At 70.3% G+C, this 12592-nt stretch carries 11 protein-coding genes; 3 read left to right on the top strand and 8 right to left on the bottom strand.

Annotated features, from left to right (window positions below):
• The first annotated feature begins 20 nt into the window (after window positions 1-20).
• Window positions 21-737: a hypothetical protein gene (locus ACFWY9_RS08200; protein WP_378338484.1), complete on the top strand. Its 717-nt coding sequence runs from the start codon at window positions 21-23 to the stop codon at window positions 735-737.
• A 20-nt stretch (window positions 738-757) separates the two neighbouring features.
• Here the strand turns inward: ACFWY9_RS08200 and ACFWY9_RS08205 are convergent, their stop codons facing one another.
• The 5 genes from ACFWY9_RS08205 to ACFWY9_RS08225 form a co-directional block, all read right to left on the bottom strand.
• Window positions 758-1102 (bottom strand): DUF222 domain-containing protein, encoded by a 345-nt coding sequence (locus ACFWY9_RS08205; protein WP_378338485.1) that lies wholly within the window; start codon window positions 1100-1102, stop codon window positions 758-760.
• Window positions 1103-1398: 296 nt separating this feature from the next.
• Entirely contained in the window at window positions 1399-2634 is a 1236-nt protein-coding gene (locus ACFWY9_RS08210; RefSeq protein WP_378338486.1) for a PucR family transcriptional regulator, read from the bottom strand.
• Window positions 2635-2722: 88 nt separating this feature from the next.
• Window positions 2723-3913: a helix-turn-helix domain-containing protein gene (locus ACFWY9_RS08215; RefSeq protein WP_378330581.1), complete on the bottom strand. Its 1191-nt coding sequence runs from the start codon at window positions 3911-3913 to the stop codon at window positions 2723-2725.
• Window positions 3914-4252: 339 nt separating this feature from the next.
• Window positions 4253-5245 (bottom strand): alpha/beta fold hydrolase, encoded by a 993-nt coding sequence (locus ACFWY9_RS08220; RefSeq protein WP_378338487.1) that lies wholly within the window; start codon window positions 5243-5245, stop codon window positions 4253-4255.
• A gap of 415 nt (window positions 5246-5660) precedes the next feature.
• Window positions 5661-6881, bottom strand: coding sequence for a PucR family transcriptional regulator (locus ACFWY9_RS08225; protein ID WP_378338488.1), 1221 nt, complete (start codon window positions 6879-6881; stop codon window positions 5661-5663).
• A gap of 303 nt (window positions 6882-7184) precedes the next feature.
• Between ACFWY9_RS08225 and ACFWY9_RS08230 the strand changes: the two genes are divergently transcribed.
• A complete protein-coding gene (locus ACFWY9_RS08230; protein WP_378338489.1) occupies window positions 7185-8378 on the top strand; it encodes a helix-turn-helix domain-containing protein in 1194 nt (397 codons plus the stop codon).
• Here ACFWY9_RS08230 and ACFWY9_RS08235 read toward each other — a convergent pair.
• The 3 genes from ACFWY9_RS08235 to ACFWY9_RS08245 form a co-directional block, all read right to left on the bottom strand.
• A complete protein-coding gene (locus ACFWY9_RS08235; protein ID WP_378338505.1) occupies window positions 8321-8830 on the bottom strand; it encodes a GtrA family protein in 510 nt (169 codons plus the stop codon). The two genes, ACFWY9_RS08230 and ACFWY9_RS08235, sit on opposite strands and share 58 nt — an antisense overlap.
• An 82-nt stretch (window positions 8831-8912) precedes the next feature.
• Window positions 8913-10142 carry a lipase family protein gene (locus ACFWY9_RS08240; protein ID WP_378330577.1) on the bottom strand — a complete coding sequence of 410 codons (1230 nt, stop codon included), beginning with the start codon at window positions 10140-10142 and terminating at the stop codon, window positions 8913-8915.
• Window positions 10143-10173: 31 nt separating this feature from the next.
• On the bottom strand, window positions 10174-10752 hold the full coding sequence (locus ACFWY9_RS08245) for a hypothetical protein (protein WP_378338490.1): 579 nt from the start codon (window positions 10750-10752) through the stop codon (window positions 10174-10176).
• A gap of 497 nt (window positions 10753-11249) precedes the next feature.
• On the opposite strand from ACFWY9_RS08245, the gene ACFWY9_RS08250 reads away from it, so the two are divergent.
• Window positions 11250-12485, top strand: a complete 1236-nt coding sequence (locus tag ACFWY9_RS08250; protein WP_378330579.1) for a DUF6801 domain-containing protein — start codon at window positions 11250-11252, stop codon at window positions 12483-12485.
• Window positions 12486-12592: the final 107 nt, after the last annotated feature.

Here is a 12592-nt window from a genome sequence, read left to right on the forward strand (position 1 = left end):
CCGGACAGGGGGCGAGGGCAATGGACGCCGACCGGCCGGAGGACGGTGACGAGCACGGGCTCGCCGAGCAGCTGGACCGGCTCGGCCGGGCAGCGCTCGCGGGAACGCCCGCCCCGGGGTCCTTCGAGACGTGCTGGCCGGAGGTGCCCCTGCCGGACGCACCGCTGGCCGCGCCGAGGTCGTGGCTGCTGCTGACCGACGAGCATCCGTTGAGCCTGGCACGGCTCATCACCCTGGCCATCGCCCTGGACGCGACCGGCGACGAGGCGCTGTCGCTGCCGAAGGACGACGTCGCCGAACTGCCGGGGCTGCTCGCCGAACGTGCCGCCGACGCCCGCCCGGTGTGGGGGATCGTGCTGCTGGTCGGGCCGCCGGGCGCCTACCGCGACGCCGACGACGCCCGCGAGCTGATGCACGCGGTGACCGATCTGATCAGGAAGACGGGCCAGGCGCGCGGTACCCGGCTCTACGTCGTGACCCGCTCCGTCACCGACCTCGGCGCGGAGGAACCCGGGCTCGATTTCCTGCGGGGGCTCGTTCGCGTTCTCGTGCTGGAACACCCCGGTCTCCATGTCGGCCTCGTCGATCTGGACCCCCAGTCCGATGTGGACGCTCTGGTGTGCGAGCTGCGGGCGGATACGGGTGATGACGAGGTCGCGTGGCGCCGCGACGTCCGGCACGCCGCCCGTCTCGCGTGGTCTCCGGGGGAACCCAGGACGCCGCAGCTGGGCGGCTGACCTCACGACGTCTCTCCCGCTCATGACGGGCCTCCCGCACGGGTGATGGCTTCGGCGATCTCGGCGGCCTGGTGTTCGGTGATCTCGCCGCGTTCCATCGCGGCGAGCGTGCCCGGCAGCCGTCGCACCAGGGTTTGGGCGAGGGCGATCTTCCGCTCGGCCTCCGCTGTCGTCAGCGACAGCGTGCGCGCGACCTCCGCGGTGGCGGCTCTTCGCGATGTGGCTCTCCGGGAATACACCTCCAGCGCGCGCAGCTGCCGTGCTTGTACCTTGGCGATCTCCTCCTCGAGAATCCAGTAGGTGGACAGTGCCGCCGCGACATCGGCGATGTCGGGCGGGGACGGGGTGGTGCTCGGACTGATCATGTCTTCGACGCTACGCCGAACACCTGTGCGATGGCATCACTCGTACCGGTGAACCTGTCGGCGACTGTCCATAGAGGACTATTCGGGCGGTAAATCGTTGTGTGGTAACGGAGTTCTCGCGTGATCGAGTGGAGATCTCGCGTGATTCAGCGGAGATCTCGTGTGTGGGGAGCGAGTGGTGGGCTGGTGCAGGCGCCGCCTCTCCGCTGCTTTGTCGCGAACGCTCCGTTGGGGACGATGAGCGTCTCGAACGCGTCGTTCGCGACACCATCCCGGCTCCGCCGGGAATCACGCGGTCAGGGGGTGGTGCGCAGGGCGAGGATCATTTCGAAGCGGTGCTCCGGATCGTGGAGGCGGTCGGCGAACAGCGCTTCCAGTTCCTGCGCGCGGGAGCGGACGGTCTGCGGATGCACGGCCAGCCGGTCGGCGACCTCGCGGACGTTGCCGCACGTTTCCAGCCAGGCCAGCAAAGTACCGGCGAGGCGGGTGTACTGCTTCTCCGTCAGCCCGGCGAGCGGGCCGAGCCGTCGCCGGGAAAGTTCCGCGGCGAGGAACGGTTCCTTGAACAACCACAGCCGCGAAAGATGCGCGTCGCACCATGTCACCGGTTCGTCGTCGAGGACCCCGGCGTCGACGAGGCGGAGCGCTTCCCGCGCGGCACGCAGGGAGCGCGCGGCGAGGACGGGGGGAACGGCGGGACCGATCGCGGCCCGCCAGCCGGTGAGGCCGCTGGCCAGCTGCTCCCGGTCCTCCGGCGCCGGGAGCACCAGGCACGGCGCGCTGCTTTCGAGGTCGGCCAGCGCGTCCGCGGCGGCCGCGGGCGGTTCGTCGCCGGGCTGGTCGAGTGCGACGGCGACGAGCCGGTCCGGCAGCCGCCACCGGGCCAGTTCGGCGGCCTCGGTGACCATGCCCGGCGGTGACGGTGGCTCGGTGAGCAGGAGTTCCATCAGCCGATGACGACGGCGTTCGAGTGCGCCAGCGGCCTTCTCCCGCGCCTCCGCGTGGCCGGCGACGGACAGCGCGGACAGCTCGTCGATGTAGGCGAAGATGGCCTCCGCGAGCAGGCACAGCGTCGCCGACGGCACACCGGCGCGGGTCCCGGTCTCGGCCATCCGCCGCCATGTCACCCTGGCGCCGACCCGGTACGCGGCCTGGAGGACATCGACGTTGCGGCCCTGGGTGTGTTCGTGCACGCCCAGCTTGACGAACACCTGCCTGCGATCCTCGGCGGGCGTGTCCGGCTTCCCGATCCGGTCGAGGAACTGCAGGAACGCCGCCTGGACGCCGGTTTTCAGCGCCTTCCCGAACGCGCCGTCCAGCGGGCGCGCGTAGTCCGGGATGGTCCGCTGGATTTCGCGGACCACCTCGCCGGCCACGTCGGGCAGGCCCGGCCGGAACACCGCCGCCAGCTCGCGCGGCAGCAGTGCCCACAGCTGGACGAGGCGCGTGCCGTCCCCGGCGTTGCGGGCGGGCCCGAGCAGGGGGCCGAACGTCGCCTCGACGCCGCCGCGGCCACCCTGCGGTCGGGTCACCTCATCACCTCGTTGTGAGTGAGTGTTGTGAGTGAGTGAGTGCGGTAGGGGAGTGTGCTGCGCGGCGCCCACGGTGCGAGCGCTTTCTTCAGTCCGTGGCGAGCAGGGCCTCCGCACGCAGCGCGATTTCCATGTCGAGCCGGTCGTCCGCGTTGTTCAGCCGGTCGCCGAACAGGTCGATCAGCTGGTGCATGCGGTACCGGACGGTCTGCGGGTGGACCTTGAGCTTCTTCGCGATCTCGGGCGCGCTGCCCCGTGACTGGAGCCAGATCAGCAGTGTCTCGCCGAGCCGGGCGCGCTGTTTCGGGGTGAGGTCGTCGAACGGCGCGAGGCTGCGGGCACACAGCTCACGGACCAGGAACTCGTCGGCGAGCAGCCACAGCGTGGACAGGTGGTCGCTGCAGCGCGTGATCGGGACGTCCGGGAGGACGCCGCGCTGGACCAGCCGCAGCGTGCGGCGGGCCCACAGCAGCGACCGCGGCGCGTCGGTGAGCCGGACGGCGGGCCCGATCACCGCACGCCAGCCGGGCAGCCGTTCGGCGAGGTCCTTCAGATGCTCCCCGGGGTCGCCGGTGACCAGGCAGGGTTCGGCGCCTTCGAGATCGACCAGGACGTCGTCGTGCAGGTCGGGGGCGGCCGGGCCGTGCGGCCCCTGTCGCCGTTCCAGCGCGACCACGGTGACCTCGGCGGGCGTCGCCCACTGCGCGTTCGCGGCCTGCGCCGCGATCGACTGCGGGGAGGACGGCGGATCGGCGAGCAGGAGTTCGAGCAGCCGGCGCCGCCGCCGTGCCCTGGTGCCCGCGGCCCGTGCCTGCGCGGCCGTGTAGCCCTCGATGGAAAGGGCGGAAATCTCGTCCACGTAAGCGAAAATGGCCTCCGCCGCGGTGCACAGCGTGTCCGCGTCGCTGCCGATCGCCTGGCCGAACTCCGAGACGTGCCGCCAGGCGACCCGGCCGCCGACGCGGTAGGCCGTCTGCAGGCAGTCGAGGCTGCGGCCCTCGTTGAACTCGACCTTGCCGAGATTGCGGAAGACGGTGGTCCAGGTGTCGAGCGCGACCGTGCCGACGCCGATGCTGTCGAGGCAGTGCAGGATCGCCTGACGGATACCCTGCGTGATGATCTGGCCGAACGCGCCCTCCAGTGGCTGCGCGTATTCGGGTACCGCTCGCTGCACCTCCTGCAGGATGGCCCGTGCCATCGGGTCGACCCGTGGCCGGAACTTCTCGCCCAGTTCCCTCGGCAGGGACGCCCACAGTCCATTCGCACCGGTGCTGCGCACGGATCGGGTCTCCACAGGGGTTCGCGGGGCCGGGGTGAAGGCACGTGGCCGCGTGCTGGGTCCTGAAGCGGGCCGGTGCGGTGGGACGGGGTACCGCACGTCCGGGTCCGGCCGTGCCGTACGCAGATCGTGCCGCGAGAACCCGGTGTCCAAGTCGGTCATGTTTTTATCCTTGCTGGCAACAAAATCAGCCTCTTCAACGGTGAAGCCGATCCAGATTTTGTGGCTCAGGCAACATAAAATCCGGCCAGGAGAACTGTCAACGACTTCCGGGAGCCGCTGAGGTAACCCGTCCGGACTACACCCGAACGGGTGGCTCGAAGCAGTGGCGAGTGACATTTAGCGGTGCTGAGGATGATGCCCGGGTGACAACTTTTCCGGGGCCGTTTCCAGGGGTGCGACGCGGTTCGCGGCGACGAGGACGGCCACGACCTCCTCCAGCTTCAACCGGGCGGGCGTGGTCTCGGCGAGGAAGCGCTCCAGCGTCAGGCCGAACCGGGCGGGATCGGCCACATGTGGAAAGTGTTTCGCATTTTCGAACACCGTCAAGCGGCTGTCCGGCAGCACCGCGACCGTCCTTCTGGCGTGCTCGAGCGGGATGAGCGGGTCGCGCGTGCCCCACACCAGGAGCGTCGGCACCTGCTCGGCGAGGTACAGCTTGTCGACCGCGCTCGCCCGCTGGCCCCGCAGGTCGATGAGGCTACGGGCGATGAACAGGAAGGCGCGCCTGCGGCCAGGGTCGGCCAGCGAGGACAGATGCCGGGTCAGTTCCCTGGTCTCCGGTGAGAGGCGGCCACCGAGCTTGCGGCAGGCCGCGGCGAAGGCACGCGCGACGGCCACCGTGACCCGGTTGACGGTCACGGTGAGTGTCGCGCGGGCCCCGGGCAACGCGGTCGCGCGCAGGACCGGGGTCACCTGCGGGCCGAGGCCGGCGCTGCCCACGAGGACCAGCCGGGAGCACATCTCGGGGAACTGGTAGGCGAACTGCATCGCGATCCCGCCGCCGAGCGAGTGCCCGGCGATCGTGGCGTGCCGGTGCCCGGTGATCGCGAGGAGGTCCCGGACCACGCTCGCGAGCGCGCCGAGGCCGTAGTCGGCCCGCGGCGCGCCGGAATCGCCGTGCCCCGGCAGGTCGGGGACGAGGACGCGGTGGCCGAACCCGGTCCGTTCGAACTGCTCCAGCAGGGGAAGCCACGTCTCGCCACTGCCCGAAATGCCGTGCAGCAGCACCAGGACGTCGTCGTCCGGGGACTCCGCGGGGTGGGGCGGGACGTATTCCCGCAGCCGGATTTCCTGACCGTGCAGGGTCACGGTGTGTACGTCGAGTGCCATGTGCCGCCTTTCCGCTCCGGGTGAAAATAACGTAAGGAAGCCCTGTTCCGGGAGCCTGCCGCGGGCAGGCCGAATCGGTTGCGATCGGCGTGACAACAACGCTTCGCCGCGACCGCACGCGGATGCTAGATTCGGGCACTGCCAAACAATTGTGTATCGACAATTTCCGGCCGTCCCGGTATTCAGGAAACTGTTCGTCATCACCCCGGCAGTACGGGAGAGACGCATGGATGCGACGACGCGCCGTGCCGGAACGACGGCCGCGGGCTGATGGCCTGCCGGGCGAGTTTCCATTTCGGGCCCGACTACCCGCGCTCGCGCGGCCGTCGCCGGGGCCGGGGCTGGCGACGGGTGCTGCCGACGGTCCAGGTGCCCGCGCAACGCAGCGGGCGGCCTGCTCGGGAGCCCGAAGCGGTCAGCTCCCCGGTTCCCCCTCGTCGCGACGGTGTGCGCGCATGAGCCGCTGGGCACGCAGGGCGAGCTGCATGCCCAGCCGGTCGTCGGCGTCCTTGAGCCGGTCGCCGAACAGCCGCTCCAGCTGCCGGAGACGGTTGCGCACGGTCTGCGGGTGCACGCCGAGGCGCTGGGCGACCTCGGGTGCTCCGCTACGGGTTTCCAGCCAGGCCAGCAGGGTTTCGCTGAGCCGGTCCCGTTGTTTTTCGCTGAGCGAGGCGAACGGGTCGAGGCTCTGCTTGGCCAGTTCGGCGCCCAGGAAGTCCTCGGCGAGCAGCCACAACGACGCGAGGTGGTCCCGGCACCAGATGATCGGGCCCGGCACGTCTTCGCCGGACAACCGCAGCGCGCGGCGGGCGGTGTGCAGCGCGGCGGGCGCGTCCGCCAGCGGGACGACGGGGGAGACAGCCGCCCGCCACCCGGTCATCGCGCCTTCCAGCGGGGCGAGATCGGCGTCGGGATCGGCGGTGAGCAGGTACGGCTCGGTGTCGTCGAGGTCGAGCAGGACGGCCTCGCCCAGCAGGTGCGCGGGGAACGCGGGTGCGCCGGGAGCCCGTTCGAGCGCGACCATGGCCGCGGTCTCCGGGAGCCGCCAGTCCGCCCCGGCCGCCAGGCTCGTGATGCTGCTCGCGGAGGTTTCCGGTGCGCGCGCGATCAACGTCAGCAGCCTGCGGCGGCGGATCGGGACGGCGCCCGCGGCCTCGGACTTGGCGGCCAGATAGCCCTCGGCCGCCGTGGCGCACAGCTCGTCGACGTAGCTGAAGACGGCTTCGGCGGAGAGTGCGACGATCTCGGGCGGGACGTCGAGCCCGCGCACGACGGGCTGCATCGCGCGCCACGCGGCGCGGGCGCCGATCGTCGCGCTGTCCTGCAGGGGATCGAGATCGCGGCCCTCCTCGAACTCCTGCCGCCCCCGTGCACGGTAGAACGCGATCCAGCCGTCGTGGGAGATGTCCGGGTTGCCGATGCAGTCGACGTAATGCTGCACCGCGCGCTCGACGGCGACGACCACGACACGGCCGAAGACGCCCCGCAACGGCATCGAGAACGCCGGGACCGCACGCTGGATCTCCTGGATCATCGCGGCCGCCGCGTGGCCGGTGTGCGGCCGCAGTTCGTCGCCGAGCCGGCGCGGCAATGCCGCCAGCATGCGGAAGCTGCGGTACTCGACCACGAAGACCACCTGTGATTTCGCCGAAGGGGGACGCGAGCTTCATTGCTCGAGCGCATCGGACCACCGGAACCGGTCCAGGAGTGTTTCTACTCGATGACGCGGGCGAGCGCATCCGGAACGTGACGAACAATTGTCTGCGAAATCCGCGGACGGCACTCATGTGTGACATACGGACGTTGTGTCGCATCGGATTTTGACACGGACGAGCGATCGGTTCTACGCTCCGTGCATTCGAGGCGCCCCGCGGCGCCGAGGTGAGAAGGAATTGGGGCCCGAAATCGTCGGCATACTTTCCTGGCCCGGGGCGATCACGTGAGCGGGCGGCCCGTGGGTTCGTTGTGGGCGCGGTTGCCGAGGGAACTCGGCGACGTCATCCGGCCCCGCATCCCGGCGATAGCCCGCCGGTGCGTCGAGGACGTCGTGGCCGAAATCGGCGAATGCGCCGAGGTGTTCGGCGACAGCACGCTGCGCGCGGGCGCCGTCGAGCTCACCCGGCGTGGCATCGAACGGGCCATCGACCGGGTCGGGGTCCCGGAACTGCTGCAGCACGACTCGCTCGCCGAGTTCCGCGAGCAGGGCAGGGCCGCCTTCGAACAGGGCCTGAGCAAGGAGGCGGCGCAGGCCGCGTTCCGGGTGGCGAGCCGGGTGCTGTGGCGTTCGATCGCGGACGCCGGCCGTCAGCTCGGCCTGTCCGGTGAGGTGCTCTACGGCGCCGCGGAAGGGCTGTTCGGCGATGTCGTCGAGGCGACGATGGCGCTGACCGAGGGTTACCACGCGGCGGAGTCCGGCGCTGTCGGGCCCGTCGAGCAGCGCGCCCGGCTCTTCCGGCTGCTGACCGGTGAAGCGGCCTACGCTCGGGCCGACGTCGACGCGCTGGCCACCGCGATCGGCTGGCGGCCACCGGAGCGGATCACCGCCGTCGTGTTCCGCGCCGCACCCGGCGCTCCCGCGTTGCCGGCGGGGCTGCTGCCCGCGACGGCGCCCGCCGATCTCGCGGGCGAGCGGCCGGGCGCGCTGGCCGGTTGTCCCGAGGCCGAGCTGGGCGGGCTGCGGGAACTGCCCGCGGGCTGGTCGGCCGCGGTGGGCCCGCCGGTGCCGCTCTCGCGGGCCGCCGAATCGTTCCGGATCGCCCGCCACGCGGGGGAGCTGGCCGCGCGCGGACTGATCACCGTCGTCGGGCCGGTGCTGTGGTGCGGCGAGCACCTCACCACCCTGCTGCTGCTCGCGGACGAGTTCCTCCTGGAGCAACTGGTCGAGGAGGTGCTGGCGCCGTTCGCCGGGCTCCCGCCTCGGCAGCGCCAGGAACTCGCCACGACGCTGCTGATCCTGGTGCAGACGCGGCGGAGCGCGCCCGAGATCGCCCGGCAGCTCGCCGTGCACCCGCAGACGGTGCGGGCCCGGCTCCGGCGGCTCGGCGAGCTGTTCGGGGACCGGCTGGACGATCCGGATCAGCGGCTGCGGATCGAGCTCGCGTTGCGCGCGGAACGCTTGCGCACCACCGGCTGACGGGCGCCCGCGACCGGGAAGACCCAGCGCCGGTAGCCCCACCACCGGAACGCCGAACCGGCCGCGGTGCCCAGCAGCATGCCGCTGACGAAGTCGGCGATCTCCTGCGCGGTGAAGCTCACCTCGGGCACTTCCAGCCGCAGGACGTACCGGGAGATCAGTGGTGGGCACAGATTGAGCGTCACGGCGATCCCGTTGACCGTGAAGAACAGCACGGCCTCGTGCGCCCGTCGCCTGCCACCGCGGGTGTGGAACGCCCAGCGGCGCGACAGCAGGTAGGCGAACGCCGTGGCCACCACGGTCGCGATGGCCAGCGCGGTCACCGGTTTCGCTTGCAGGACGGTGAGTTTCAGGCCGTAGTTCACCCCGAGCGTGACACCGAACGCGGCCAGCCCGACGGTGGCGAACCGGAGAAGCTCCCGAAGCTTCCCGGTCTCGCCACCGCCGGGCAGGCGCGTCCCGCGCTCCGCGGTGTCCTCTGTGGACGACAATGTGTCCACAGAGGACACGGATGCGGGTCTCGGCACCGCGGGCTCAGCAGTTCGAGGTCGCAGGCGTGCCCGCGACCCGGTCCTTGAGGAAGGCGAGCACGTCGGCGTTGCCGGTGTAGATCGTGGTGATGTGGTCGCTTTCGTAGGTCTTCCAGGTTTCCTTGACCCCGGCCGCGCAGTAGGCCTTGTGCAGCGCGTCGCCCTGGCCGAACTGGACGAGCTGGTCCTGCGTGGCGTGGTAGAGGAACAGCGGGGCCTTGATCGGCATGCCGCCGAGCTTGTTCTCGTTGAGCCGCGCCACCCATTCCGGCTTCACGTAGCCCGCGCTGGTGGTGTAGTCGGCGATCTTCTGGTTCGCGTACGTCGTGAGCAGCTCGAACGTGCAGGCGCTCTGCTGCATCTCCTTGAGCTTGGCGCGCCCGTTGTCGCTGAGGAACGAGTCGAGTTTCAGCTCGGGGTAGGCGTTGTCGAGGCCGACGAGCGCGTAGGCCATCACTCCGAAGCCGAACTTCCCGTCCAGCTGCAGGGTCACCTGGACGAGGTCGGCGGGCACCCCGCCGGCGGCGACCCCGACGAGGTTCAGCTCCGGCGCGTAGGACGGCTGGAGCTGACCGGCCCATGCCGCCGCGCCGCCACCCTGGGAGTAGCCGCGGAAGAGGACCTTGGCGCTGGGGGAGAGTTTCGTTTCGGACAGCCGTTGTGCCGCGCGGACCGAGTCGATGACGGCGGGGCCTTCGGACTTGCCGACCACGTACGTCGTCTTCGGATCCTGGTGGTAGCCCTCGTAGTCGGTGACGGCGACGGCGTATCCGGCGTCGAGCAGGTCGTCGAGGCCGGGCTGCTCGTAGAACGCCCCGATGTCGATCATCGACGACGGCGTGCAGCTGAACGCGGGCCCGTGTGTGCCGGGCGCGAAGGCGACGATTGGCGCGGAGGCCGGGTCGGCGTTCTTCGGCACCAGTACCGTCCCGGTCACCGCGTCCGGCTTGCCGAGCGCGTCGGTGGACAGGTACATCACCTGCCACGCGTTGACGGAATCCTTGCGTGGCCCGGCTTTCGAGGCACGCCAGCGGATGACGTCGCCTGGCTTGCCCGCGGGCAACGGCGAGGGCGGGGTGTAGAACGTGTCGTCGAACGGACCGGTCCCGGCCGTGCCGGACGGGACGGCCGAACTCGCCGGGGTCGCGCCGAGCAGGGCCGCCAGGCCGGTGGCGAGGACGACGGCCAGCACGGCGGCGAGGGCCTTGCGGGACGGACGGGGGAAGGAGATCACGGCCGGGCCTCCAGGAAGGGGACGGGACGGGTCAGGCGTTGCCGTAGACCCGTTTGCAGGTCGGGGACTCGGCGAAGGCGAGGTTCAGTTCGGGGTTGGCCTTGAGGTCCTTGATCGGGCCCTCCGGCTCGCTCAGCTTGCTCATGGTGCCGTCGGCCTCGCCGATCACCTTCTGCAGGCTCGCTTGGTCGGTGACCTTCGCGTCCTGCATCTTCGCCTTGGTGTCGGCCACCTTCGACCGGGTTTCGCCGAGGGTCGTGGTGGCCTTGTCCACCGCGGACTGTCCATCCGGGACGGGCGGGACACCGGCGGCGCGGATGCCGCCGGCCATGTCGTCCAGCGCGGCGGTGAGCGAGGTCAGGAACCCCACCATCGCGTCCTTGGACCGCTGCGGGTTGCCGGGGTCGAGGGCGGGTGGCTGGGACAGCTTCGCCGAGCCCGCCGCCACGCCGGTGCACACCTTGTCGGCCCAGGCGAGCGCGGCGGGATCGGCGTGGTGGCCCGCGTCGGCGGGCTTCGACGCCCCGCAGGCGGTCAGCAGGACCGCGACGGCCACGGCGGACGCGGGGGCGAACGCGATTCTCGACGCCGTGCGGCGCATTCTTTTCATGATGTCCTCGTCGAATTCTCGAAGGGAGGGAGTCGGCGGGGCGCACGGCCGGGCAGCGCATTCTGCGCCGGTCGCCGGTGACCGACGGGTGCGAACTGCGAGGTTACTCACGAAGGCTTCCGCCGGGCAAGCGCAGCGGTGCACGATGAGAGCAGGGAAATGATGATTGGCATGCGCGAGCTAATTCCGCCGGGGGTTTTTGTTACGCGCGTCAGCGGTTCTCGTGAGCGTTCCAGAGAGCGCTGTGCTGGGGAAACTCGCCTGCCCCTGCTAGGAACCCTCGCTGGGCGACGTTCCCGGATGACAATTTACCGCAGGGGCACCAAGTTTTCCGGGGAAGCTCTTGATCGGCGCCAGGTGCCGTCGTTAGTTTACTGTTCGGTTGCGATCCGTCAGACATCGTCGCTACCCGGAAAATTCCCCGGGGTCTGGTTTACAGGCGACATGGGGAATTATACGCCGTTTCGTATCATCGTTGATACCACGGAAGGACGATTGTGAGTCACCGAAGAGGAACAAAGAGGGCGGTCGCCGCCGCCGCTGCCGGTGCCGCGGGGCTTGTCGCCACGGCACTCGTGGTCGGGGCACAGACCAGTGCCGCCGACCCCGTCTCGCTCACCCTGAACTACCACTGCACCTACCCCCTGGTGGGTTCCCAGGCGATGAAGGTGGTGATCAACTCCGATCTGCCGAAGACGGTCAAGACCGGGCAGCCGACCGGAGCGTTCGACATCAAGGCGAAGGCCACGATCAACGCGGACACCGTCAGCGGGCTCAACCTGATCGGGGCGGCGACCCTGGAGGGACAGGCGATCGCGAGTGCGGCGGTCGCGGCGCCGAGCCTGAACCTGCCGGTCAAGGTGCCGATCGACGTGCCGAAGGCAAACATCCCGCCCTCGGGTGAGATGACGCTCGACGCCAGCGGCAAGACCCCGTCGCTCACCTTCACCCAGCCCGGCGAGGCCAAGATCACCGTGGGCGACCTGGAGCTGAAGGTCACGCCGCGCAAGGCCGACGGCTCGGTCACCGGCATCACGCCGGACGGCAACATCGACGCGCCGTGCACGCAGGATCCAGGCCAGAACAACACGCTGGCCACGGTCACCATCGGTGACGGCGGCGGGACCACGCCTCCCACCACCCCGCCGACCACCCCGCCCACCACGCCCCCGACGACGCCGCCGACCACTCCGCCGACGACGCCGCCGACCAGCACTCCCGGTGGGGGCGGGCTGAAGTACTCCTTCGGCATCAAGGGCCAGACCGCGCTGAAGGCGCTCGGCAGCACCGCGCCGATCGGTGGTGGCTTCGACGCGGACGTGGACCTCGCGAAGAAGACCTTCACCGGTGACCTGAAGCTCGACCCGTCGCACACCGACTTCAAGCTGTTCGGGTTCATCCAGGGCGGCTCGGACATCAAGGTCGAGCAGGTCGGTCAGCAGACCGGTGAGCTCGAGGGCACCGGGTTCAAGGCACACATCAAGTTCAACGTGTTCCTGCCCTCGGTGCAGGTCTTCGGGATTCCGATCAGCAGCGACCCGAAGTGCGGCACGGTCAGCCCCTCGACCAGCGAGATGAAGACGGCCCCGGACTTCGACCTGCTCAAGGGCGGGAAGCTGACCGGTACCTACTCGCTGTCCGCACTGCAGAACTGTGGTCAGCTCAACGATTGGATCAGCGCGTTCGCCAAGAGTGACGGCAACACGCTCGATCTGAACCTCACCAAGAAGTAGTCAGGTCAGCCGGTCCCCCCCCCCCCCCCCGGCGGGGGCCCGCGCCGGGCACCCGCCGGCGCTCAAGCCCCCTCGACACTCCCGCCGCGCGCGGCGCCCCGCGGGCC

Source organism: Amycolatopsis sp. NPDC059027 (genome assembly GCF_042739735.1).
Lineage (GTDB): Bacteria > Actinomycetota > Actinomycetes > Mycobacteriales > Pseudonocardiaceae > Amycolatopsis.